General features: G+C 40.6%; 20 protein-coding genes and 1 pseudogene. 10 read left to right on the top strand and 11 right to left on the bottom strand.

Annotated elements, in window-relative coordinates; translation table 11 throughout:
- Nucleotides 1–32: 32 nt before the first annotated feature.
- Nucleotides 33–1,328, top strand: a complete 1,296-nt coding sequence (gene nagP / locus ACTRWE_RS09300; RefSeq protein WP_138764376.1) for an N-acetylglucosamine MFS transporter NagP — start codon at nt 33–35, stop codon at nt 1,326–1,328.
- 68 nt (nt 1,329–1,396) lie between these two features.
- Here nagP and ACTRWE_RS09295 read toward each other — a convergent pair whose 3' ends face one another.
- Nucleotides 1,397–2,896: a phospholipase effector Tle1 domain-containing protein gene (locus tag ACTRWE_RS09295; protein WP_138764375.1), complete on the bottom strand. Its 1,500-nt coding sequence runs from the start codon at nt 2,894–2,896 to the stop codon at nt 1,397–1,399.
- Between the two features lie 94 nt (nt 2,897–2,990).
- On the bottom strand, nt 2,991–4,295 hold the full coding sequence (locus ACTRWE_RS09290; protein ID WP_462879897.1) for an NAD(P)/FAD-dependent oxidoreductase: 1,305 nt from the start codon (nt 4,293–4,295) through the stop codon (nt 2,991–2,993).
- Between the two features lie 234 nt (nt 4,296–4,529).
- Between ACTRWE_RS09290 and ACTRWE_RS09285 the strand changes: the two genes are divergently transcribed.
- The 7 genes from ACTRWE_RS09285 to ACTRWE_RS09255 all read left to right on the top strand — a co-directional run bounded on the left by ACTRWE_RS09285 (nt 4,530) and on the right by ACTRWE_RS09255 (nt 12,814).
- A complete protein-coding gene (locus ACTRWE_RS09285; RefSeq protein ID WP_462879896.1) occupies nt 4,530–6,470 on the top strand; it encodes a RecQ family ATP-dependent DNA helicase in 1,941 nt (646 codons plus the stop codon).
- A 103-nt stretch (nt 6,471–6,573) separates the two neighbouring features.
- The gene (locus ACTRWE_RS09280) at nt 6,574–7,650 is read left to right on the top strand and encodes a porin (RefSeq protein ID WP_462879900.1); all 1,077 of its coding nucleotides are present in this window, start codon (nt 6,574–6,576) and stop codon (nt 7,648–7,650) included.
- A gap of 11 nt (nt 7,651–7,661) precedes the next feature.
- Nucleotides 7,662–8,069, top strand: coding sequence for a substrate-binding domain-containing protein (locus tag ACTRWE_RS09275; protein WP_013462898.1), 408 nt, complete (start codon nt 7,662–7,664; stop codon nt 8,067–8,069).
- 149 nt (nt 8,070–8,218) lie between these two features.
- Entirely contained in the window at nt 8,219–8,521 is a 303-nt protein-coding gene (locus tag ACTRWE_RS09270) for a YkgJ family cysteine cluster protein (RefSeq protein WP_350607807.1), read from the top strand.
- Nucleotides 8,484–8,900: a response regulator transcription factor gene (locus ACTRWE_RS09265; RefSeq protein ID WP_350607809.1), complete on the top strand. Its 417-nt coding sequence runs from the start codon at nt 8,484–8,486 to the stop codon at nt 8,898–8,900. The genes ACTRWE_RS09270 and ACTRWE_RS09265 overlap by 38 nt, the downstream gene beginning before the upstream one ends.
- Before the next feature lie 244 nt (nt 8,901–9,144).
- Entirely contained in the window at nt 9,145–11,259 is a 2,115-nt protein-coding gene (locus tag ACTRWE_RS09260) for an ATP-binding protein (protein ID WP_462879895.1), read from the top strand.
- A 19-nt stretch (nt 11,260–11,278) separates the two neighbouring features.
- Nucleotides 11,279–12,814 carry an HD domain-containing phosphohydrolase gene (locus ACTRWE_RS09255; protein WP_462879894.1) on the top strand — a complete coding sequence of 512 codons (1,536 nt, stop codon included), beginning with the start codon at nt 11,279–11,281 and terminating at the stop codon, nt 12,812–12,814.
- A gap of 51 nt (nt 12,815–12,865) precedes the next feature.
- Here ACTRWE_RS09255 and ACTRWE_RS09250 read toward each other — a convergent pair whose 3' ends face one another.
- From ACTRWE_RS09250 to ACTRWE_RS09235, 4 genes and pseudogenes are all read right to left on the bottom strand, one after another.
- Nucleotides 12,866–13,483 carry a glutathione S-transferase family protein gene (locus ACTRWE_RS09250; protein ID WP_462879893.1) on the bottom strand — a complete coding sequence of 206 codons (618 nt, stop codon included), beginning with the start codon at nt 13,481–13,483 and terminating at the stop codon, nt 12,866–12,868.
- A gap of 48 nt (nt 13,484–13,531) precedes the next feature.
- Entirely contained in the window at nt 13,532–14,560 is a 1,029-nt protein-coding gene (locus tag ACTRWE_RS09245; protein WP_013462909.1) for an NADP-dependent oxidoreductase, read from the bottom strand.
- A 172-nt stretch (nt 14,561–14,732) separates the two neighbouring features.
- Nucleotides 14,733–14,909: a GNAT family N-acetyltransferase gene (locus ACTRWE_RS09240; RefSeq protein ID WP_013462910.1), complete on the bottom strand. Its 177-nt coding sequence runs from the start codon at nt 14,907–14,909 to the stop codon at nt 14,733–14,735.
- Nucleotides 14,910–15,184: 275 nt separating this feature from the next.
- Nucleotides 15,185–15,493: pseudogene (locus ACTRWE_RS09235) on the bottom strand (GNAT family N-acetyltransferase); the annotation flags it as partial.
- A gap of 153 nt (nt 15,494–15,646) precedes the next feature.
- On the opposite strand from ACTRWE_RS09235, the gene ACTRWE_RS09230 reads away from it, so the two are divergent.
- The gene (locus ACTRWE_RS09230) at nt 15,647–16,852 is read left to right on the top strand and encodes an anhydro-N-acetylmuramic acid kinase (protein ID WP_462879892.1); all 1,206 of its coding nucleotides are present in this window, start codon (nt 15,647–15,649) and stop codon (nt 16,850–16,852) included.
- Between the two features lie 36 nt (nt 16,853–16,888).
- Here the strand turns inward: ACTRWE_RS09230 and ACTRWE_RS09225 are convergent, their stop codons facing one another.
- The gene (locus ACTRWE_RS09225) at nt 16,889–17,374 is read right to left on the bottom strand and encodes a hypothetical protein (protein WP_033103012.1); all 486 of its coding nucleotides are present in this window, start codon (nt 17,372–17,374) and stop codon (nt 16,889–16,891) included.
- Between the two features lie 429 nt (nt 17,375–17,803).
- Here ACTRWE_RS09225 and ACTRWE_RS09220 point away from each other — a divergent pair, with 429 nt between their 5' ends.
- Nucleotides 17,804–20,059: a bifunctional diguanylate cyclase/phosphodiesterase gene (locus ACTRWE_RS09220; protein WP_462879891.1), complete on the top strand. Its 2,256-nt coding sequence runs from the start codon at nt 17,804–17,806 to the stop codon at nt 20,057–20,059.
- Here ACTRWE_RS09220 and ACTRWE_RS09215 read toward each other — a convergent pair.
- Genes ACTRWE_RS09215 through ACTRWE_RS09200 form a run of 4 tightly spaced genes read right to left on the bottom strand, consistent with a single transcriptional unit; the run spans nt 20,052 to nt 25,851 of the window.
- Nucleotides 20,052–21,050 (bottom strand): L-threonylcarbamoyladenylate synthase, encoded by a 999-nt coding sequence (locus tag ACTRWE_RS09215; RefSeq protein ID WP_350605712.1) that lies wholly within the window; start codon nt 21,048–21,050, stop codon nt 20,052–20,054. The genes ACTRWE_RS09220 and ACTRWE_RS09215 overlap by 8 nt on opposite strands.
- A gap of 8 nt (nt 21,051–21,058) precedes the next feature.
- Nucleotides 21,059–21,856, bottom strand: a complete 798-nt coding sequence (locus ACTRWE_RS09210) for a DUF6671 family protein (RefSeq protein WP_462879890.1) — start codon at nt 21,854–21,856, stop codon at nt 21,059–21,061.
- A 3-nt stretch (nt 21,857–21,859) separates the two neighbouring features.
- Nucleotides 21,860–24,286 (bottom strand): DUF2309 domain-containing protein, encoded by a 2,427-nt coding sequence (locus ACTRWE_RS09205; protein WP_462879889.1) that lies wholly within the window; start codon nt 24,284–24,286, stop codon nt 21,860–21,862.
- Entirely contained in the window at nt 24,283–25,851 is a 1,569-nt protein-coding gene (locus tag ACTRWE_RS09200; RefSeq protein ID WP_462879888.1) for an NADH-quinone oxidoreductase subunit L, read from the bottom strand. The genes ACTRWE_RS09205 and ACTRWE_RS09200 overlap by 4 nt, the downstream gene beginning before the upstream one ends.
- Between the last annotated feature and the right edge of the window lie 71 nt (nt 25,852–25,922).

Below are 25,922 nucleotides of genomic sequence, written 5' to 3'. Positions count from 1 at the left end.
CAACATAATAAATATAAATAAAGGAAAATAACATGACAACCAATGTTATGGATACGTCCAAAAATAGTAGCGTGGTTCCAATGGCCATTGTTGCGGTATTATTTTTTATACTGGGCTTTGCTACTTGGCTAAATGGCTCATTAATGCCGTATTTAAGTCAAATTTTACAGTTAACTCCGTTTCAAGGGTCGTTAATTTTATTTTCCTTTTATATTGCCGTCACCTTTACTGCGCTTCCCTCGGCCGTGTTAATTAAAAAAGTTGGCTATAAGAACGGGATGGCGCTTGGCATGGGGTGTATGATGTTAGCGGGTTTACTGTTTATTCCTGCTGCTATGTCACAGTTTTTTCCTCTGTTTTTATTAGCCCAGTTAGTGATGGGCGCAGGTCAAACTCTATTACAAACTGCGGTTAACCCGTACGTAGTGCGTTTAGGGCCAGAAGAGTCGGCTGCTGTGCGTATTAGTATTATGGGTATTTTAAATAAAGGCGCAGGGGTTATTTCTCCGATGGTATTTACCGCCTTAATTTTAAGCAACTTTACCGGTACGGTAGGCACAGAGCTTAGCCAAGAGCAAGTTGATGATATGGCCAACGGCCTTATTTTACCTTACTTAGGCATGGCCATATTTATTGGTGTATTAGCTTTTGCGGTTAAAAAGTCGCCGCTACCTGAACTTATTAATGATGAAGTTGAAGCAATAAACGATAAGGGTGAAATTCGTGAAACACTCTCTCATCCAAACTTAGTGTTAGGCGCTATTGCGATATTTTTGTACGTGGCGGTTGAGGTTATTGCAGGCGATACCATCGGTACTTTTGCACTATCGCTGGGAGTCGAAAAATATGGGGTAATGACCTCATACACTATGATGTTTATGGTGTTTGGTTATATTTTAGGTATTTTACTTATCCCTAAATTTATTTCTCAGCAGAGCGCTTTAACCGCATCGGCTGTATTAGGGATTGTTATTACATTATGTATTTTACTGCTCGATGCACAGTCGTTTGTTATTGCCAATGCGTTATTGGTGCCTTTAGGCGGCGCTAATTTGCCTGATGTTTTACTGCTGATTGCCTTTTTAGGCTTAGCAAACGCGATTGTTTGGCCTGCGGTGTTCCCACTAGCATTATCAGGATTGGGTAAACTTACTAGTACTGGTTCTGCGCTTTTAATTATGGGGATTGCCGGAGGTGCATTTGGTCCCGTTTTATGGGGGCTACTGAGTGGCTTTACCTCGTTACAAACAGGCTACTCGGTGTTGTTACCTTGTTATCTATTCATATTATTTTATGCCGTGAAAGGCCATAAAATGAAAAAGCAATAACCTCCACCAGCTATCCCTAGCTCAGTGCACTTTGCAGTATAAAGTGCACTGATTATTTGGGCTATTTATCAGCTTAATCGCGTTACTTTAAGTTTTATCCTACCGGCATTTGCACCATAAAAACGACTTAAATCATTAGCAAATGGGCAAAACTCTCCCGATTTTTTAATGGTTATTTCAACGCCTTCGGCAATTTCAAAGGCATGTTCATCGCTTTGACCAATCGTACCGATTAAACTAAACCACTGCGCTGTAGCTAAACGTCTAAATGGCTCAAGCAATGCCATGGGGATTTCTTTAACGCCGAGTTGCACGTTATCGCGATGCCACCCAGAAGGAGAGCACTTTATACCATCGTCATACCAATATTGATTAGGATAAGGTGTAAAACGGTAGGTCGCACCTTGGGCAAGCATTAAGCCGGTGGCGTTGTAGGCTTCACTGGCATATACCATCACATCTTGGCTTTGGTTTATGCTAAGTAAACTCATATTTTGGTTGGCTAGCATTATATGGGCACTCAGTCCCATAAAGTTTAACGTGCTGTCGTCGCTGTAAATCATTTTATAATGTAATTTTTTTAATGATTCAGGACGATAGCTGGTTAGTTTATTAATTCGCTGTGCAACACTGTGATGTATTAATGGGGCGACGTGGCTGATTTCATCGTCAATTAATACACAGCACTGCCTATCAACAAGTTTAAAAAATGGGTTTAGCCAAAAGTAATTTTGCTGATGACTTAACGCCAGTGGATCGGGAATAACAGTCACATCGTCTTGGGCAACCAAGTTACTCTCAGGTAAAAGGTTTTCGTAATCGATGTCATGACTGGTTAGCAATGAAACTGACAGTGGCTGAGCAATGAGCCACTCAAGTGCATAACGCAAGCAAATATCGGCAAGTCCATCGCGATAGTAGCCGCCTCCCACATCAGAATGGGCTCCTGCAAACCACAGCTCGGTAATGTTAGCTTGCTGGTTCATTAACGTCGGTTCAAACGCGCGACGTTTTTCATCAAGCGCTACACAGTGCAGCGCCTCAGAGACATTACTGGCAATGGTGTGATTTTCAAAAATAACATGCTCTGCACCCCAAGTGGCTTTACTCACTTTTGACATGCCAATTGAGGCCACTGTATCAAACACACATAAATACACCTTTTCATGTATGAGTGGCTCTAAGCACTTTGCAAATCGCCGCGCTAATGCAGCGCCTCTGCTAAAGCCGGTAAGTAGGAGGGTATCGCCGCTTTGATAATGCTGTTTAAAATCATTAATAGCTTGATTTAAAATGCTGGCTACATCGTCTGAACGTGGGGCGAGTGCTTGATTTAAAATTCGTTTTAAACGACTGCCTTTAGTGCCTATGCCTTGGTAATAAAAACTTAACTGTTTGGAAAATGGGGTGGTGGGAGAATCATCAAGTTTACCACCGAGCAATAAGTGTAGTTTTAAAATATTAGAAATACTGGCGTCTTCTTTAAAATGCTCTGTACTAAACTGATCTGCGTCTCGGGGTTCACTGCCGGTACCGTCAAAATTAAAAATAAGCGTTTTATCCGACATAGCCTGTTTCCTTAAAATTTTTGTGTACTTTATATAGCTAATATTAAAAATTAAAGACAGTGGTAACTTAAATTACCACTGTCTTTAATTTTGGCTAGTGCAGCTTCATTTTAGGACGCACAACACGCAGCACTTTTTCGCTGATCCACAAAGCAAAGGTTTTGGCACTGCCATGAATAGCGCGCTGATGCATTCTATATAATGAAATATACATAAAGCGGGCAATTTTACCTTCAATAAAAAAGCTATTACTGGTTAGGTTACCCATTAAGCTGCCTACTGTGCTGTAGCGCGATAAATTAACCAGTGAGCCATGGTCGTTATACTCGAATTTTTTAAGGGGCTGCTCACGTAATGTGGCGATTAAGTTTTTTTCAACGCATTGTGCCATTTGATGTGCCGATTGTGCGCGTGGCGGCACTTGCGTACCATCATCTTGCGTAAACGCGCAGCAATCACCGAGCACATATATTTGTGGGTCAAGATGACTTTGTAAGTACTCGTTTACTTTTATTTGGTTATTACGAGTCAGCTCAAAAATACCCAGCTCTTTAATAAAGTCAGGTGCTTTTACGCCCGCCGCCCATACCATAATATCCGCGTTTATTTGCTCATCATCATTGGTGATAAAGCCATGTTCGGTTGCTTGTTTAACTTGGGTATTTTCCCGAACGGTGACGCCTAATCTTAATAACTCACGCTTGGCTGAACTGGCAATTCGCTCAGACAGCGCCGGAAGAATCCTGGGGCCCGCTTCAATCAGATGAATATGTAAACGCTTAGCCGACATATTGGTTAAACCGTATATTTTTAGTAAATCAGAAACATGATACAGCTCAGCCGAGAGCTCAACCCCAGTTGCTCCACCGCCAACAATGGCGATGTTTAATGAGTGTAATGGGTCATCGTCTTGATGAAGGCGAGTAAAGTTATCCAGCAGCGCGTGTTGAAAGCGCTCTGCTTGTTGATTTGAATCTAGGTAAAAACAATGCTCTTTAATGCCTGGCGTATTAAAGTCGTTACTCACACTGCCAATAGCAATAACTAAATGATCATAGTGAACGGTGCGTTTAGGTAAAATTTGATGCCCTAACTCGTCATATAGAGGGCTTAAGGTAATGGTTTTATTGTTGTTATCGAGGTTGCAAAAGGTACCAAGTTGAAAGTTATAGTGGTGTTTGGCAGCATGCGCGGAGTAAACAACCCCATCTAAATCGGCATCAATAGAGCCAGTTGCAACCTCGTGCAATAACGGTTTCCATATATGAGTGCGATTTTTATCGATGAGTAATATATTTGCGTGTTGTTTCTTTCCTAGTTTGTGCCCTAATTGAGTTGCTAGCTCCAGCCCACCAGCGCCACCGCCGATGATGACGATTTTTGGTATGGTTATATCCATGACTATGCCCTTAAAAATAATATACCGAAGCAATTTCTGTACGTTGATTTTTAAAATGACTTGGGTATCAAAAAATTATTTTGGCAAAGCACGTTTTTATGGGGCTATAGTGTGCGCCTAATTAAAGGATATGTCAGCAATAAATCACGTCATTTGATGTATACTGATATGCAAATATTTCATCTACTGCGCATTTACAGCATTTATGGGCACCGACATAAAAAGGACGCTTTTATGAGTACCTCGCTAGTTCAGTCTCTTGAGCAACATTTTGGTTTTAATCAGTTTAGAGCAGGGCAACAACAAACCATAGAGCAGCTGCTAAATGGCCAATCATCACTGGCAATATTTCCTACAGGATCGGGTAAGTCGTTGTGCTATCAACTCACCGCGTTACATTTACCGCATTTAACGCTGGTGGTATCGCCGTTATTGGCCTTGATGAAAGATCAAATTAGCTTTTTAAATAGCAAAGGCATCTATGCCGCCAGCCTCGACTCAAGCCAAGACCAAATGCAAAGTAGCACTGTAATGAACGACGTACGAAGTGGTAAAGTTAAAGTGTTAATGGTGTCGGTTGAGCGCTTTAAAAACGAACGCTTTAGGGAGTTTATAAGCCAAGTGGCGCTTTCTATGTTGGTTGTTGACGAAGCGCATTGTATATCTGAATGGGGGCATAACTTTAGACCCGATTACTTAAAACTACCTCGTTACCGTGAAGAGCTAAATATTCCGTTGGTGCTACTATTAACCGCTACCGCCACTAAAAAAGTAAAACGCGATATGGCTGAGCGCTTTGCTATTGAGCCACAATGTATTGTGCAAACGGGGTTTTATCGCGCTAATTTAGATTTAAATGTGCTGAGTGTTAAAACGGCGGATAAAAACAATGAGCTTACTAAAATTGTCCGTGCGCAAACCGGCCCCGGTATTGTGTATGTCACGCTGCAGCAAAGTGCTGAGCAAGTGGCCAATATGTTAAGCGTGCAGGGCCTGCACGCGGTGGCGTATCATGCAGGGCTTGAAGACACCCTACGCGGGCAAATTCAAGACGATTTTATGGCAGGCAAAATAAATGTAGTGGTTGCTACCATTGCCTTTGGTATGGGGGTTGATAAATCAGACATACGCTTTGTAATTCACTACGATTTACCTAAATCAATAGAAAACTACAGCCAAGAAATTGGCCGCGCAGGGCGTGACGGCAACCCATCAAATTGTTATACCCTGGCTAATTTAGATGGCTTAAATACAGTAGAAAACTTTATTTACGGCGATACTCCAGAGCTCAGCGGTATTGAATATGTTATTAACGATATTCGCCAAGCTCAACAGCAATGGGAAATGCAAGAATATAGCCTTTCAAGCGAGAGTAATATTCGCCAACTTGCCCTTAAAACCTTGCTGGTACAGCTTGAAATGCAAGGCGCAATAACCCCGCAGTATGCTTATTATGCCGATTTTAAGTATAAATTTTTGGTTGATAAAAATGAGTTACTTAGCCAGTTTGATGAGCAGCGCCAAGCTTTTTTAACACAAATATTTAGTCATACCGACTTTAAAAAAATATGGGGCACACTTAATTTTGACTCCCTAACGCAAGCCGCGCAGGTTGACCGTAAACGTGTGGTAGCCGCGCTTGACTATTTGGCTGAAAAAAACCTTATAACCCTTGAAACCAAACGTATTACTCACGTGTACAAAGTGCATAGCGAGGTGATTAATAATCCTGCACTTGCCCAGCAGTTACACGATTATTTTACCGATAAAGAGCAAGCGGAAATAAAACGGATTGCTGCTTTAGTGCGCTTTTTTGAGCTGCAATCTTGCTTAAGCTATAACTTAGCCCGTTACTTTGATGATGCGAATGCGCCACAGCAGTGTGGACATTGCTCGGTGTGTCGTGGGCATTCAGTTAAGCTTGAATATTCAATTCCCCCTGCAACGATTGATACAGCGCTTATTTATCAAAAGGTCGATGAGTTTTTAGCGCACATGGCAACTAAAGGTGTACACAATGTAGGTATTGAAACCCAATGCCGGTTTTTAGCGGGAATGAGCGTGCCACTGTTTGCGCGTAATAAAGTACGTCAACTAAGTGGTTTTGCACTGTGCGAGCAACAGCGCTACAGCGAAATTAAAGGGACATTGCTATCAAGGTCGATGGCTAAATAATATTAGAAATCAGTATAAAAATAAAAGAGTGTTAATTTTTTGTTTCTTTTTCTTGCTTTACTATACTCAAGTTGGCTATGACAGCCATTATAATAATGAGGTGATCAATGAAACTGCAAAAAATTATACTATTGGAGCATTTATATCTGCAAGTAGTTATGCTGAAATTAATATTTCGGGTTTTGCAAGTATTAATGCAGGTAAGGTACTGAGCGGTACAGGTGTCCCGCAATATGGCGTTGAACCAACATTTCTTGCGGACTATCCAAATGTTAGTGCATACACTGAAGATTTATCCTTTTCGCCAGAGTCTTTGATTGGATTACAGGTATCAGGCGATTTGGGTGAAGGTCTTTCTGTAACAGGTCAGCTAGTTGCCAGAGGAGTCAACGACTTTGAGGCAAATTTTGAATGGGCTTATATTTCTTACGATATTAATGATAATTGGACTATTCAAGCAGGTAAGAAGCGTTTACCACTATTTTACTACTCAGACTTTTTCGATGTAGGTTATGCATATGTATGGATGCGAGCCCCTGCAGATAACTATACATGGCAAGTATTTAACTACGAGGGCGTTAATTTACTCTACTCAGGTTCTATAGGTGACTGGGGAGTGTCTGCGAATATTTATACCGGTAAAGAGGACGATGACGATAACAAGCTATTATCAGACTTCTTCTTTCAAGAGCCAACAAGAGAAATTTGGGAAGATATGTTAGGCGGCGTACTGTTACTAAATCGTGACTGGCTCGAACTAAGAGTGACCCACATGCAATACACCAACAAGCGTTTTCGTGCGGGTGAACCGGTTTTGTGGGACGGCAAAGATAGCAGAGATGGTAAATTTTATGGTTTAGCTGCAAATCTTGATTTTGGTGATTTTTTCGTTTTAAGTGAGCTTAACCGCTTAGACTTAGATGGTAATCTCGACACTTATATGATCAGTGCGGGCTATCGTTTTGACTCTATTACACCTTATGTCATGTTTTCAGACTTCGAACAAGAAGGTGAAGGTGATACAGAGCAGCATAATACATTTGCTGTTGGTGTGAGGTGGGACTTTCATCCGTCAGCTGCATTTAAAGTGCAATACGATAGAGTCAAAGATGACTCGTTTGATTTAGCTGTGGCCGGTGATAGTAAAGCTATCACGCTTGGTGTCGATGTTGTATTTTAAGGAGAAGTAAAATGAAAAAATTAATATTAAGTGTAATATTCCTGTTTACGAACTTCGCCTATGCAGATTTTGCTATTATCGTGCATCCTTCAAATGAAAGTAGCTTTGATGAGTCTGTTATCAGCCGAATTTATACAGGAAAAGAAAAGTCATTTAGCAATGGCAATAAGATCATTCCAATATCTCAAGAACCAAGTAGTGCTGCAACCGAGCAATTTAATAGTAAATTACTTAATAAAACGTCTTCTCAGTTAAAAGCATATTGGTCAAAACTAATTTTCACAGGAAAGGGCACACCACCTAAAGAGTTAGAAAATGACAGTGAAGTAATCAAAATGGTCGCAGCTAACCCTGACACCATTGGCTTTGTCTCTTCATCAGCTGTATCGGATAACGTTAAAGTGGTTTTCAATTTTTAATCTTAAATAAGCGTGCTGGTTAATCAGCACGCTTTTTTAGTGATTAGTTAATTACAATATAACGATGTTTAATATCTGACGTTATTTTACTGTCACCCTTGCCTCGCTCGTGTATCCTATAGCTTGTATATCATTTATCAAAAGTCTGTATGCCAAACTCAATCATTGCTGTTGAAAATATCAATACCCAACCAGTCACTTGCGCTAACTGCCAAGCGTGTTGCTGCCAATTAGAAGTGCGTATTGTCACTGATACCGGTGTTCCTTTTCGATATATTGATTACGACAAATGGGGCAGTGAGGTCATGAAGCGCGGCGACGATGGCTGGTGCGAAGCACTTGATAGAAATACCCTCATGTGTACTATTTACGAAAATCGCCCATTAACGTGTCGAGAATTTGAAATGGCTTCGGGTGAGTGTATTACTGAGCGGGAGCTATGGAGCAAATGACTATATTACCAAACCGTTTAGCGCGAATGAGTTACTCGCCAGAATTCGGGTGTTATTGCGCACCCAAAGTCAGCCGAGTGTGGCGTTTACCTGTGGGAATATAAAAATAGATCCACAAAAGCACATAGTAACCACCTCGGGGAATGAGATAAAACTGACTAAAAAAGAGTACGCAATATTATTATTGCTGTTTCAAAATAAAGATAAAGTACTCACTCATAATGCAATTTTAAGCCATATTTGGGGAGCGCAGTACATAGACCGTCCTGAATATGTGCGGGTACATGTAGCGCAGCTCAGACAAAAACTAGAAGCTAACCCTGCTAGTCCAAAATACATATTAACTGAACCCGCTGTGGGTTATCGGTTGGTCGATTAAACAATAAGAACTTTACAGTCTGCTCTACAACTTAGCGAGTCTGATAAATTATATAAATAACGCTTTTGTTTCCAAGCGATACTCTATTTAACAACCTTGTCCGTTATATAGCGGGTATTTTAATACCCCGCTTCTGCATTAATTTCTACACAATTGATTTGCCTAGAAAGTTTTTATAGTCTAATTTTTAAGCTTAATACTTCAGATCCTCAGGATGTTGGCTTGCTTGTTCAAGCCTAAAATTATGCGACTACCACTCATACACTCTTTGCAAGGAAAGATGCTGCTGTATTTGGCATTGCCCGTCATGCTCATTATTGCCAGTATCTTGAGTTATTGGTATTCAACTAGCCTTAATCAGGCTGTTATACAAGCAAAACTAAATTTAAGCCAGACGGCAGATACGATTGCCGCGAAGGTAAATGAAGAAACGCAATTAGCGATACGCACTACAGAGATTATGGCCTTAGCACAGCAAAATGGGTTGTTTGGTGATAGAGAGGCAAGTATTAATTTTGTTCGTGCAGTGCTTAAAATGACCCCTTCATTTGTGGGGGCTTCGTTTGGTTATGAGCCTAATGCCGATAATCAAGATCAAGCCTATATTAATGCTCCACCGTTAAAAGAGGGCGTTTATGTAGACCAAACTGGCCGTTTTTTACCTTATTGGCATCGTGATTTTAATGACTCTGAACGTTTGTTACTTGAGCCCTTGGTCGATATGGAATCAAGTCTTTATTATGAGGGAGTACGTCAACAGTTTTTACGTGATGGTAATACCGAGACGATGATCACTGAGCCCTATGTTTACGAGGGAAGAATGCTGGTTGAACAAAGTTCGCCAATTATTATTAATGGCGAATTTGTCGGTATGGCAAGTGTAGATAGAGCACTTGCTGATATAACGGAATTCTTACAAACCATAAAGCAGCAACTAAAAATTGATGTTTTGTTACTCAGCCAACGTGACAACGTGATTGCCACGACATTAAATCATTCAGGACTAAAAACGAAAGCCATTTTAGACACAGATTATGCAAGTATAGCCAAACAGCTAAAATCACAGGGGCAAGCAAGAGAAATATTATCTGCTAACGATCCTTTTGATTCTGGAATATTCTATTTTGATAAAGCCAAGGTTGCCACTGGGCATTGGACAGTGATAGTGCGTCGCTCTGAAACCGATATTATTGGGCCTATTCAAGCGCAATTTAGCCCATTATTGGCAGCGGCTTTTGCAAGTGTATTACTGGTGTTTTTACTCTTTTGGTATTTTATTAACCGAACAACCAAGCGTATTAATATTGCGATTAAATCTGTTGAACAGCTAGCTAATGGAGATTTATCTATTCATGTTCAAAAGTATATGACTCAAAAGGATGAGCTTGGCACCATGTTTAGAAGCTTTGAGCGTTTAATTAAAGCCAGTAAAGATATTGATCAGGTTTGCTCTGCGATTGCAGCTGGGGATTTTTCTCAAACAGTTTCTAAGCGCAGCCCTTATGACAGTTTAAGTGATTCTATTAATTTAATGTCGAGTAAACGCCATGAGGCAGAGCAGGCTCTACTTGAGCAAACCATAGAGCTTCGTCGCACTCAGCAGGAACTTGTTGAAGCAGAGAAAATGTCTTCACTTGGAAGTTTAGTCAGTGGTGTGGCACATGAGGTGAATACACCGTTAGGTGTTTGTGTGACAGCGACATCTCATTTGCGAGAAATGTTAATCGAAACTAAAAACAAAGTGGCTTCTGGCACCTTAAGTAAAACGCAGTTTAGTGAGTTTATTAGTGAAGTTGATTTAAGCTGTGACATTTTGCTAAAAAACATGCAACGTGCCGCTGATTTAATAAGCAGTTTTAAACGTGTAGCGGTTGATCAAACAACCGAAGAATTACGTAATTTGTATGTAAGTAGTTATTTTAATGAGGTGCTAAAAAGCCTCTATCATACCCTTAAAGCAACACCGGTTGATATTACCATTAGTGCAACGGAGCCTGAGCCAGAAGTGTATTCTGATCCCGGTGCCTTAGCGCAAATTTTCACTAATTTAGTAATGAATTCAATTATTCACGGTTTTCAAAATGGTAGAAAAAAAGGGCAGATAAGTGTTCATATTGAGTACTTAGACTCTGTCTGTATTCATTATCAAGACAGTGGTCAAGGCATGACAGATGAAGTTCAGAAAAAAGTGTTTGACCCGTTTTACACTACAAATAGAGCGGGTGGCGGCAGTGGCTTGGGGATGAATATTGTTTATAACCTCGTAGTTCACCGCCTGAAAGGGCAAATTGCAGTAAAGCAAAAAGAATCCACAGGCGTTTATTTTTTCATTCAATTTCCGGTAACGCCACCGAATTAATTAATAGCAGGGTGTGTTTATGGAGTGGTTACAAGATGATGTAGTGTCAGATAAAGCGGTTGCCAACAGCAATGCTAAGCCATGGAAAATCTTAATTGTTGATGACGATGACTCTGTGCATCAGGTAACTCAACTTGCAATGAAGCGCTTTGAATTTGAGCAACGCCCTGTTGAACTACACAGTGTTTACAGTGCATCTGAGGCGAAAGAGAAACTACAAAGCTCAGAACGTTACGCATTAATTTTACTAGATGTCGTAATGGAAACAGAACATGCAGGATTAGATCTTGCGCGATTTATTCGCCAAGACTTACAAAATGGTTATAGTCGAATTATTTTGCGAACAGGTCAGCCTGGGGTTGCGCCTGAGCGCAGTGTTATTCGCGATTATGATATTGATGGCTATAAAGCGAAGAGCCAACTGCAAAGCCAAGATCTTGAATTGATTTTTTATACCTCTTTACGAGCCTACCGCGATATTTGTATGCTACAAACTCACTGCTATAATTTAAAAAGACTAATAAAAGCTATTTCTACCATTACCCAAATTGGTGACTTGGTAGAGTTTACCTCTGTTGTCATGGAAGAGTTAAAACTTGTACTGAATATGAGCTCGGCCAATTTATATATTGATGCGCCTAAAGTATTTGGTATTTGTCAGTTAGATGAAAAGTTGCAAATGATTGAAGGGGAAGTCTCAGGTATACATCTGTTCACGGGAAGTGGTATTGATAGTATTCCGAAAAAGCATCAAGAGTACTTTTTAAGGGCGAAACAAACCAAGCAGAATTTTATTGCAGAAGATCATTATGTTTATTTTCATCATTCACAAAAAGGTCTAGATTCAATACTCGCATTTCAATCATTGCAACCGGTTAAAAAAGAAGCGCAACAGCTTGTTGACTTGTTTTTGGGCAATGTTGTTCTCACATTTGAAAGTTTATTATTAGCTAATTCAATTGAAGAAACCCAGCAGCTGGCTATTTCACTGATGGGAGGTGCCATGGAGTCGCGCTCCAAGGAAACGGGATCTCACGTAATTAGGGTTGGCTTATATGCAAAATTACTCGCGCAGCTGCATAATCAAAATCAAGCGTACTGCGATAAAATTAGCCTAGCTGCGCAATTACATGATGTAGGAAAGGTAGGTGTACCAGATCTCATTTTAAACAAGCCGGCAAAATTAGATGCTGACGAGTGGGAAATTATGAAACAGCATACCACTAAGGGCTGGGAAATTCTCAAAGGGACAGCTAATCCTGTTATTGATATGGCTGCAAACATTGCGATTGATCATCACGAGCGTTGGGATGGAGCCGGTTATCCGCACGCAAAAAAACAGCAAGAAATCAGTTTAGAGGGACGAATTACTGCGATTGCTGATGTGTTTGATGCGTTATGTTGTCGCCGTTGTTATAAAGAGCCTTGGAGTATGGATGACGCAAAAGCGGAAATAATTAAAGGTGCAGGTAATCATTTTGATCCAAACTTAGTTGCACTTTTTGAAGCACATTTTAATGATTTTAAACAAATCTACCTAGATAAGCCTGAATAGAAAAGCGGGTATCGCTTTGACTGTGAAACCACAATCAAAGCGAAAGGTAAGTTAGTCGTACTTGGCTTCTAACTCGTTAGCGGTATGAAATTTTTCATGAGATTGTAATTGCTCATCGTATTTAACCAGGTTTTTAAAGTGCTCTAACTGGCCTGCATTTTTAACGATTTCAACAATAAACGACATCATAAAATCGGCACCGGTTAGGGTCTCGCCCACTAAATAACGCTTGCCTTCAAGACGGCTGTTAAAATAGCTAATCACTTTAGCGGTTTCTGCATCAGCATAGCCCTCTAAAAACTGGGTTTTAGCACCATCTTTTTGCACAAACATTTTGAGTAAAAGCGGTAAAATTGCTGAGCTTTCTGCAAAATGTAGCCATTGCTGGTAGTCAACGTAATCAGGGGTGCCTGCTTTTGGGGCTAATTTACCTTTGCCATATTTAGTGATCAGGTAATCTGTGATAGCGCCAGACTCGGCAATCACTAAGCCATCATCTTCTATAACTGGCGATTTACCCAGCGGATGCACATTTTTAAGCTCATCAGGGGCTAAAAAAGTCTCAGTGTTACGTTGGTAAGCAACAATTTCGTAATCGACCTCAAGCTCTTCTAGTAACCAAATAATACGTTTAGAGCGAGATTTATTTAAATGGTGTAGTTTAATCATTTTCTTCCTTATTGAGCTGTGTTGAATTACAACACAGCCTGAATGTTATTATAGTGGGCTGTTAATCTTTACTACGGTTTTACCAAAGTTCTTCCCACTGATCATGTCGTTAAATGCACTGATGGTGTTTTCAATGCCTTCTACCAGATGTTCGCGGTATTGAATTTTTCCGTCTTGTAGCCATTTTTGCATGTCTTGTGCAAATTCGTCATAGCGGTGGCCATAATCATCAAAAATAATAAAGCCTTGCATTTTGATGCGCTTAGTTAGTAATTGTCCCATTAACATGCCCATTCGGTCTGGGCCCTCAGGCAAACTGGTCGCATTATATTGCGATACCAAACCACAGATAGGAACGCGCGCTGAGGTATTAAGCAAAGGTAATACGGCGTCAAACACTTTTCCGCCCACATTTTCATAATAAACATCAATGCCTTGGTCACATGCTTTTTCTAATTGCTCGGCAAAGTCATCGGCTTTGTGATCAATACAGGCATCAAAGCCTAGCTTTTCAACGGCATGAGCACATTTTTCGCTGCCACCGGCAACTCCAACCACTTTACAGCCTTTAATTTTAGCAATTTGGCCAACCGTTGCACCAACAGGTCCCGTTGCTGCTGCAACGACCACGGTTTCACCTGCTTTAGGGGCGCCAATATCGAGTAAACCCATGTAGGCGGTAAAGCCAGGCATACCCATAATACCCAATGCGTATGAAGGGTTTGTTGGTTCTTTACCTAATGACATTAAGCCTTCGCCATTTGAGATGGCGTAAGTTTGCCAACCTGTGTACGCTAATACCCATTCGCCTTCGCTAAATTTATCGTTTTTAGATGTTTCTACTTGGCACACCGTTGCACCAACCATTACATCACCAATTTCGACAGGGTCGGCATACGATTTAGCATCGCTCATACGGCCACGCATGTAGGGGTCTAATGATAAGTAAATTGTACGCAACAGTACTTCGCCCTCTTTTAACGATGGAAGCTCTTTGCTTTTAAATTCAAAGTTGTCATTGGTAGGGGCGCCATGTGGGCGCGAGGCTAAAGTAAATTGACGGCTAGTTGTAGACATAAAAATCTCCAAAATAAAGTGAAAAAACCACCTATTACCGAATGTTTAAGCTTTAAAACAATACACGGCTCAACAATAATGCGCGGATAGGCAGATAAAATTTGTACCTTGATACACGAGCTTTGGGCGAGAGGGGGTTAATTCAACCTTTGCAAACATTTAATTAGAATAATTACTCTGTTTTTAGCATGCTAAATATATGGCTATCAAAATAGTGACCATTTTTATAAATTGCTTGTTTTAAAATAGCCTCGGTATTAAAGCCACTTTTAAGCAGCGCCTTTATTGAGCCCGCATTACCAGCAAATACAGCCGCATAAATACGGTTTAAATTAGTACTTTTAAACACTTCTTTAGGGTCTGTTGACCTTTGCGGATTACAATTTGTTCAAACTAGGGGCGGTTTAATCGCGGCGCGAGGTTTGTAACCTAGTGGGCTAAGTCAAAACCGAGCAACAAAGAGTAAATAGCCCCTAGGCAGAACCCGAAGGGCAGCGCCTGTTTAGCATTAATGCTGCGTTATCGCCTATTTATGTGGAATAACCACACCTCATAGGCTCTGCCTTGCCTAAATACCAAACAGACTGTTGCAAATTTAACCTTGAAAGGTCAACAGACCCTCATAATCAACCCAATGGCTTGGGTGATAATACCTTGCCCCCAATATTGCTGACTAAGCCAATAGCCAATTTCGCCACTGCGGCTATACTCAAATTCACCAGGGGTAATACCAATACAACCAACACACAGGCCATCAACTTCAATGGCTTTAATGATGCCACATTTTGCTCCCTCGTTTATCCACCAATTCGCATCTGCCTGCCTATAAGGAAATGGAATTTTAGAGGACAAATAGCGAGCTACTTGTTGATTGTTCAAAATGGTTACGATTTGAAAGGTATCGTGTTGCTTGAACTCACGTAAAATCATCATATGGTAAATAAGTTTATTATTATCAACCAATAACCTAGCAAGCTTTAGGCGTTTAAACAATGAAACTATCTTTTTAAAATTAAAGTGTATACAGCTATAACTTTGCTTTAAACTCTTTTAAAATATAATAAAAAGTACCTACACAGAGTCACTATGCACCCACACATTGCCGCCCTTTATAATAGCGCTAAAAAGCCCAGTCGTTTAATTATTGGCCTAATGAGTGGCACCTCTTTAGATGGTTTAGATGTGGCGCTATGTAAAATAACCGGAGCGGGTTTGCATACCCAAATAGAGGTATTAAAATTCACCACGGTTGAGTACAACGACGAGTATAAAACTAAAATAAAACAGGTGTTTGCTAAGCGCGAATGCGATTTAGAAGTGCTGACTTTGTTACATCCGTGGGTAGGTAAGCTCCATGGTGCTATGGTTAATCAGTGTTTAGCACTGTGGCAAGTAAATCCAGCCGATATTGATGTAATAGCCAGTCACGGGCAAACTATTTATCACTGCCCGCAATCCCAACATAACCACCACGATTTTAAAAATGGCACGCTACAAATTGGCGACAGCGATCAAATAGCGGTTACTACAGGCATTACCACGATAGGTGACTTTAGGCAAAAGCATATTGCTGCTGGTGGTGAAGGCGCACCATTAGCTGTGTATGGAGATTATTTATTTTTTGCCAGCCCAAATGAAAATCGTATTTTACTCAACATGGGGGGCATTGCTAATTTAACATTTTTACCTAAAAACGGCGATACTGGAGCGGTCTTTAGCTCTGACATTGGCCCTAGCAATACTATTATGGATGCTTATGTACAGCATTATTTTAAAGGGCTGCATTATGATGAGGGAGCTAAACTTGCCAAAGCTGGTAAAGTGAATACAAAGCTTCTTGCTGCGCTTACAGATAACGCGTTTTTTAAATTACCTCTGCCTAAAACAACCGGACCTGAGGTGTTTAATTTAGCTTATTTACGGGCGGCACAAATGCATTCAACGACACAAAGACTAAACCACGAAGATGTTTTAGCGACTTTAAATGCCCTTTCTGCCACTACGATTGCTAAGGCATTAAATGACTGTGCTCAACATACTCAAGACTGTGTAGTGTATGCCAGTGGTGGAGGTATTCATAATCCATTATTAATGAAGCAATTACTGATGCACTGCCCAAACATTAAGGCGTTTAAAAACACCGAGAGTTTAGGCGTAAATCCTGATGCCAAAGAGGCCGTGCTGTTTGCTATTTTGGCAAATGAATGTTTGGCAGGGCAACGTCAAAGCTTAAATAATAACAACCAAGGGATTTTAGATATCACTATGGGTAAAGTGAGCTTTGCTGATTGAGTAATAAAAAACCAGTGGAAAAGTGTGCGCCAATAACTAAAAAAGCGAAAGCAAAGCTGTTCCCATATTAGCGAAATACTGACGTACCCGATGCGGCTTAGGCGGCGCTATATAAGTTGCAGGTGCAGTATAACCACTACCAAATTGGTTAATATGCATATCAAACTGCAAACTATTTTTTAACGTGCCGTGCTTACCATGCAAAATCATTTGCATCACAAAATCATGACTATGTGCTATTTGACTCAAAGTCAGGTTGACTCGCCCTTGTTCTAAATCAGATAGGTTGAGTGTTTTTTCTGTGTAGTATTGAGCCGCTCGTGCATTTGGCTCAGTTGCGCTGAGTGAAATAATATCACTTTCATGAGCAGCCTCAGGTAAAACGCATTGCAGTGTGATTTGATGCTGACTGTTAGCATCCTGCGATAGCGTTTCAAATTCCATGCTGTGGCTCATTGCCGCAGACATAGGATCTTCAAATGACGGAAGTGCAAAAGTAAGTTGCACTATAGATTCGCTCATGAGGGGCTTCAAATGCTATTTTTGATTAATAATACAGCTATTATTACCGATCATTATTGCAAAATTATGACTAAACAAAGCGACTTCATATATGGGCTGATTTAAATTACATTTTACAACTAAAGCTATTGTTTTAAATCAATATTATATTTAATAAATAAACTACAATGGTCGCTAAATAATATGGTTTATTAAATGCAAGGATACAACGAGGCCTTAGCTTAGCAATAACAATAATGCTTTTATCGAGCTTGCCGGTTGTTAATTAATGTTGCTTTTATTGTTAATTAAAGGTGTTTATTTGTATGTATTTTCTTAATTTTGCAATAAAATTGCTTGAAAAAAAACCAAGCTAGCCATAAAGTGCATTTAAGAGCCCAAATACATAACACACTACCAAACAGGTTGTGGCGGGGTTGTGAGAATTAGATGGCACTAATAAAAAATAATTTATGGAAACTCTTCTGTTTTTTGCTGTTGGGTGGCTTAATTTTATTAAGCGTGCTTTTGGTTTACGAGTGGAAAAACATCAAAAAAGATTACCGCACGAGCTCCCAAAATCGTGTGGAATTTTCTGCGCAAGCACTTAAAAGCACCCTTAGAAATAAAGAGCTGATGCTAGATTTAATTGGTAGAGATATTCTCTCTAATAATAATTTATATGAAAAAACGTCGACAATTAAACTTCTTGATAATATTTTGCTCGAAAATCCCGTGTTATTAGGCTTTGGACTGTTTAATCCGCAAGGCGAGATTATTTATTACAGCTCAAACTTAAACGCTTCAACCATGATCAACCTGAAAGAAAATAAAAATACACGCCAAAGCTTTGCGCAAACCCTCGTATCAGACAAAATGGTATTAGGACAGACTTACTTTAATGAATCTTTACAAGAGTGGGTGATCCCAATAAGAAAAGCATTACGCGATAAGAGCGGCACAGTAATCGCGGTTATGACGGCAGGTATGGCGGTGTCGAGAGGGACTAAGTACTTAAATATTTTGCAAAGTAATCGTGATGATTACATCATGCTAGCAAGAGAAATAGATGGCTTTATTCAATACAGCTCGGTTAGAGATGCAGATATAGCAAGTTATATAAAAACCCAGACTAAAGAGGCATTGGGGTTATCGGGTAATGCTTTGATAGAGCAAACAGGTAAAACAAAGCAAACACTTAAATCTTCCGAGGAAGTGTTTAGCATAGAAACGACGGTAAAAGGCAAACCGTATATCACCTCAGCAAAATTTGATAACCGTTATCAGTTGTGGACTCTGTCACAAATGGCGATGCAACCAATAAAAAATCTGTATTATTGGAAAGTTGGCTTGTATGTCCTAGTTTATGTGTTTATTTGTATGGTGCTATTTTTTGGTTTTAGGCTTATTGCACGTGCTGAAAAAAAGCGTATTGATGAGCTATTCCATCTTTCAAGACATGATGATTTGACCAAACTCCCAAATCGAAAAGCGTTACGTGATAGCTTTGAAGAGAAAAAAGAAACATCGTTTAGCTTAGCAATCATTAACATTACCAACTTGCGTTCTATGAATAATCGCTTTGGCATGGAGTTTGGCGATAAAGCGATAAAAACCTTTGCTGGCTTTTTAAAAACAACATTTTTATCACCCTATTTAGTATTTAGAAATAGTGGGAATGAATTTTGTATTATTGCACCTCACACTTTTGATGAGCAAAACAGACGTGCATTCGAGCATATTTTAGAGTCAGCAATCCAGCAATATGAAACCAACAATAGTGAACGATTACTTAATATAAGTGTGGGCATAGCCTGTTATCCAGAGCATGGTATAACAAAGAGCAAGCTCGTACGAAGTGCGCATTTAGCGAATCAATGGGCAAAGGATACAGGTCAATGGCTGTGTCATTATCATGCTGATATTAAACAAGCTTACTTACGTCGTTTAAAAGTAGAAGAGCGGCTTAATATGGCGTTAAACGAGCAGTCATTGTCTATGGCGTATCAGTGCCAAGTAAATGAGCAGGGTAAAATTCATGCTATGGAAGCACTAATTCGTTGGCATGATAGCGAGTTGGGTATGGTTTCACCTGCTGAGTTTATTGCTATTGCGGAGCAAAGTGATTTAATTTTTAAAATCGGTGACTTTGTTTTAGCGCGCTCTATTAGTGAGTTTGCAAAAATGCAGCAACACAGCGATACCCCTCTTGAATTGGCAATAAACATTTCAGTAATGCAATTTCAAAGTAGTGTATTTATTCCTACATTATTACACAGTTTAGAGACGCACAATGTTACTGCGCAAAGTATCATTTTAGAAATAACAGAATCCCTCTTTATGGATAATCTTGAACATGTGATTGATACGATTAAGAGCTTAAAGTCACGTGGAATACGCTTTTCAATGGATGATTTTGGCACAGGCTATTCATCACTGAGTCTTTTGAGACGCTTACCGATAGATGAACTGAAAATAGATAAGAGCTTTGTTGATGATATTTTGGTGGACTCTAAATCAAATAGTATGGTGCAAAGTATTATTGCCATTGCCAACAGCCATAACTTAAGTGTTATAGCTGAGGGCGTGGAAGAGCAAGCACAATTTGATATGTTAGTGGATATTGGCTGTAAACGTTTTCAGGGGTATTACTTTTACAAACCTGTGAACGCGACCTCTGTAATTGAATACCTGCAAGCTAACTAGTAGCCGCGCGACTAAGGCGATCATTCACTGCAGCCCACTCACTGCTTATTGGCGGCTTTTCGATATAAATAGTTAATGGGGTCGTCTCATCAATAAGATGCAGTGCTTTATACATATTTTTAGCGTATTCAATAGGGCAACTACTGAGCTTAGTAATACGCTCTGATGGAATGTCGCCCGCTAATAACTGCTGTTGCAATTGAGTAGAATAGATTAAATAGTGACTTTTACTCTGAGAGTTTTCACTCAAAATTTTAGCGAAATCTTCAGTATTAGCCAACATGGCTGGTGCATGAGGCTGATAATGCGCTTTTACATTACCCGGTACCACTTCGTTATGTGAATGTGGCGTGCTGACATGCAGTCCAGTTTTTTGCAAAATATCAGATGCTGAAATTGGTCCTGGGCGTAATATGCGTAACTGCTCTGAGCTGGCATCGACAATGGTCGATTCAATACCTACATTACATTCACCTCCTTGTAATACCGCACTAATTCGACCATTCAAATCGCGCATAACATGAGCTGCGTTGATTGGGCTCAACTGCTTGTATCGATTAGCCGAGGGAGCTGCAAGACCAGTATTTAATTGTTTTAAAACGGCTAAAAATTGCGGATGTGCTGGTACGCGTAAACCAATGCTATTCAAGCCACCTGTTACAGGGCTATTTAAATTATCTTTTGCATTTAAAATAAGTGTGAGCGGCCCTGGCCAAAAGGCTTCAGCAAGTGTAATCGCTGCCTTATTTACATTTTTTGCCCAGTGGTGCACATGTGATAGTTCAGGAATATGCACAATTAACGGGTGGTTTGTCGGGCGTCCTTTCGCGGCAAATATTTTTGCTACAGCATCACTATTGCTCGCATCGGCAGCAAGGCCGTACACAGTTTCTGTGGGTAAGGCAACGCATTCGCCCGCTTTTAATAGTGCCACGGCTTGGTTAATACGCTCTTCAGTATTCAATAATTGAGTGGGTTGTAATGATGTCATAATAACTCTTAAGGATTACAAAACTGGCAATATGTTGCATCAGCAACGCGTTTTTTATTCGTTTCAATGTGGCTAAAGCCGCAACTATCACACACTGAAGTAGTTGATTTCATTTGTTCTGTTGGCATATTACATAGCTCACAGGGCAAGCCTTTTGTAACTTGTTTAGCAACAAAGTTAGGGTTTTGGCACTGTGGGCATGTTGATGATAGTCGCCTTGCAAGATCTTCTGCAGCTCGGCTAATAATTACTTGGCGTTGCGGGCTATACATGGCCCTCAGATCAGGCGTGATTGTACCTGTGCTTGGCGTTTTTTCTGTATACAAAGCAATAAGCGCTTCTATGCTAAGCCCTTTATGAAGCGTTTGGGTGTCGTCAAGTATCCAATGCTGGTTTTCATAGCGCTGACATGCAGTAGTGATTGATTCAGTACTAGTTTCACTGTTTATAGTTAAACTGCTGGGCGAAAATGGTCCACCAGCGTATCCATAAATAGTATTGTTATTGTGTTTATCGTAAAAACAAATAACTTCTTCGTCCCAGTTCATTAAACCCGGATATGGCCCACCCCCAAAACTGCCTTCACTGCCAAGCCCAAATTGCTCGCCTGTGAGTTCACATGCGCGCTGAGCTTTTGTCAGTGCCGCTGTGTTGGCACTGCCATGACGTTGTACTTCGTGACTAAACATCCCAAGTGTATCGGTATCAAATAAATCAGTAGTGAATACCTCAAAACCAAGTGGCTCCAGAGCGGGAGCTACTAAAGGTGCCTTTTTATGTTTCGTGGCAATGACTATCTTTGGCATAGCTTATATTGGCTCATTAGAGGCTGAAATAGTTGAGAAATATCCATTTTCGAACTGCTCGAGAGTATTATCATCGCCCCAGCGAATGAGAGTGAGCCAATGGTTATCAATCAGCTCCTTCACCATGACATGTTTGTTATAAATTGCCGCGATTGCAGATTGCGGCGCAGCAATATATACATTAAGGCGAATTGGTTCGTGCATCCATTTTTCCCCATTGTGCAGTGACTGCATGGCTAAGCCAATACGAAGGTCACCGCCATTACCTTCAAATAATCCAATATTACCGCCGACTGCATTGTGGAGTATTTTATTACCACTGCCGTATTTATGGTTGTCGGTAACCGAGGCATTATATTGACTATTGATCCAATGGGTTACTATCATGGGGGCGGTCATGATCAGTTCTAATACCGCAAATTCGTTATCGTTTTCCCATTCATAATCATGTAAAAAACAGCGTCCTTGTAAGTTAACACTGCGAGTCCAGGCCCGTGGTGCAACAATAAAGGCGGCGTTATTAGCAAGCCCCCATTCTGGGCGTACTTGCGACCAATCGCGGGCACGCTGATGATAAGCATGGTTAATTTCATCCGCGGTTTTATTAACTAACTGTGGGTCGATATTTACTAAGCGTTCTTGCTGAGCGGTTTGCGTGGCAACGGTTAGCCATTTTTTTAGATTGTCATTAAGCTCGGTATCGTAAGCGGTGATGACATCCGTGGTTGTGTTATGAATAGCGGCAATAAATTGCGTGCTCTGTGCCAGTGTTAGCCCTCGCTCTTTAAGCGCTTGGCGCACTTGAGTATCGTTTAGTAAGTTAGCCAGCACGCGTACATTAACTTCGCCACTTTGCCCTCCACAGGCTCCACATTCTAGGCCAGCACTGTGTAAGTTATTGGTTGTATGGCTGGCGTGCCCCACCAACATAACATGCGGCGCAAACTCTTTTATTCCTAAGGTGTTAAGCACTTTTTGAGCTAAGTCGGTTTTGTCTTTTAGGGTCAGTTGTTGCTGATTTTGTGTTAATTGCCAGTCGGTGGTTGCGCACTTTTTAGCTTTACCTTTAGATAAAAAGGTATTTTTTATTAATTTAAATGCATACAGCCAGCCTGCTGATTCAACCATAGAAAACGATGAGGGGGCTGATTTTGACCAACTTTGCCATGTAGCACTATTTTGACGAGATGCTTCAAGCGCCGCGTCTTTGTGTGTTTGTGTGGCATGTATGGCTGGTTTGAGTAGCCCGGGTAGTTGAGGACGAGTAATTGCACTACCATTTTCTTGATATTCTAGTGGCAAGCCAAAAAAGCCGGCAAAGCCGAAGGTTTCTATATTTTTACTTTGCGATTCAAGCGCGCGGCGAATAACCTCTGAGCGTACATCAATACAAAACACTGCTTGTAATTGAGCGTTGTTCACTGGCGTTTTAGTGGCGTTTTGCAGCGCATGATTAAGCGGGTATTGATAGCTCAGCTCCAGTGCTTTTGCCCACACCCATAATGGCTTTTGTGCCAATTTGTGTGCATGCAGGCGCTCAATTACGAGTGACTTTTCTTGCTGCCACTGACTTTGTAGTTGTTTAAATGAAGCACTATCATGATCTGCCAGATACTGCCAAATAACCAAGTCCCATGCCATTCGCATGGCCAGTAGCTGTTTCATATCATCTTTTGGCTTAGCGTAAAGTTGGCCTTGGAATCGCAAATACGCTAACCACGATGCCCAACCATTAATATCTAAAAGCAGCGAATGAGCATATAACTCTAACGAGTCGTTATCTATATTAAGGGTTGAGAGTGTTAGTGCAATCAGTTCATCAGCGGATGTGGGTAATTGCTTAAAATAGCCATTTAAATGCCGTTCATCCATAACAATGCTAATGCCTTTATCAGCTTGAATAACAGTAAGCCAATGGCGATATAATTCAGATGGGGCTTTAGTATCATTACGATGCAGCATAGGACCGAGTTGTTGATAATGCGCAGCACAAAACTGACTTAACTGATGAGTAATTTCATCATGCCAAGCCATTTTATGTTTATTGCGCTGCTGGTCGAGTAAATCTGCAATGTTGTGCCAATCCACTAAAGGAACATCAATGTGAAGGGTTTTTATGAGTTGCTCATGCGTAAAGTCACTGTTAAGTAACTTGGCTGCATCGGCTAAGTGGTTATCAGTAATTATGCCGTTGTCGTACTTGTGCTGATAAAAGTCTTTAGGCATGAGCATATTGGCATTACATAAGGTATCAATGCGTGCGCTTACATCTTCAATAGGCAGGTGGCGCATTTCCCAAAATGGGTTAACGGCAATCATCTGATCTAAAGGCCAGTTTGGTGCTATGTAACCGCATACTTTATTAAGTATGTTGTTTTCAGTGTCACTTAACGATAATGCCGTGTGATTTGAATGCGTTTGATTGCTCATTTTGATTCCTCAACGGTGATTCCAGCTGCATGATTTTTTAAATCGGTGTGGCCATTATTAGGTAAATTTATCGGCCATATTTTTAGGGTTAATCGCGTAAACCACTCATCTAAATACAAGCCTGCAAATAATAGGGTGGAAAGTGATTTAACCTGTGGTCGCCAAGACTGGTAGCGTAAAAAGTAGCTGGCAATCATTAACGTTAAAATAAGGGCTATTACCCAGCTATCGGCGAGGCTAAATGCAGCTTCGCGCCACTGCTCAAGCTCTAGTGCTAAAGTAAATATATTTTTAGCAACCACATAACTAATAACAACTAATAGTGCAACTAGCAGTTTTTTACTGTGAGTTTGCACGCTAGAAGCGCCATGTTGGTTGGCCAGTAAAATAGTTAAAGCCGATGCTAAAAGTAGCCACACACTGACCGCGCCTTGATAGCCACTAATGGTCCAAGCAGCGCCAACTAGGGTAATCGACACCAATGCCCCCGTTAACCAAGCAAAGCACGTGGGTGATTGTTTTGGAATGTGGCGGCGAATCAGATCTTCGTTTACACCGTTGCCTGAGTTTAAAAATGCAAAGGCTTTATAGGTTGAATGAGTAACAAGGTGAAGCAGAGCCAGTTCAAATAATCCCAGCGCACATTCTATGAGCATTAATCCCATTTGCGCACTGGTAGACCAAGCAAGCCTTACTTTAACGCTTATTCGGGTAGTCATTATCAAAGCGCTGATCACCGTAGTTAAACCAGCAATAATTAAAATTAACCACTGTGCAGCCGCAGCTTGAATAAACAAAGGCGCAAATAAAATTAATAAAAAGCCACCTAAATTTATCACCCCAGCATGCAATAACGCACTGACGGGTGTTGGCACCTCAACCACTTTGATTAGCCAGCCATGTATAGGCAACTGAGCACATTTGATTAAAGCAGCAAAAGCGATTAAAAAGGCTGCGAGTTGTTCAGCCAAAGATAGCGGCAGTGTGGTGGTGTGATAAAAAGTAGTGATATCGCTAATGTATAGGCTGTTGTGAGTAACCGATAAAATAATAAATGCGACGAGTAATAAGGATTCGGCTACGCGTGCCACAATAAACTTTTTATGAGCGGCGAGTACCGCACGAGGGCGCTCAGGATAAAACATTAATAGCTTGTGCAGTGCCAAACTAATTGCCACCCAGCCTAGCCAAAATAGCGCTAAGTGATTGCTCATAACTACAATCATCACTGCGGTTACGGTCAATAGCAGCCAGCGCCAAAAGTAATTTACACGTGGCTCACCTTGCATATAGTGTTTGCAAAACCGAATTAATATTAGCGTTATGAACAGGATTAGTCCTAGCATAATAGTGCGGGTCACTGAGAGCGATAAGAAACTCAGTAAATCAAAGGCATAAATACGATAAAGTGCAACGGCACTGATAAATGCAACACTATTAAATAGCATCACTTTAAACAGTACATTGCCATTTGAGGCACAAGGTTGTCGGCCAATTAGCCACGCCGCTAAAAATGTGCTCAATGGCATCATTAGTAATAACAACGAAATAATATACTCGCTCATTCAGTGCTCCTTATTTAGTTATTGGAGTATGACAAACTAGATAACTAAATAAAAATAGATATAATGCATAT

The sequence above is a fragment of the Pseudoalteromonas sp. G5_S1_54_S4 genome (assembly GCF_054968565.1).
Note: the sequence above shows the minus strand (reverse complement) of the source record. Positions and strands in the feature narration are given on the sequence as shown.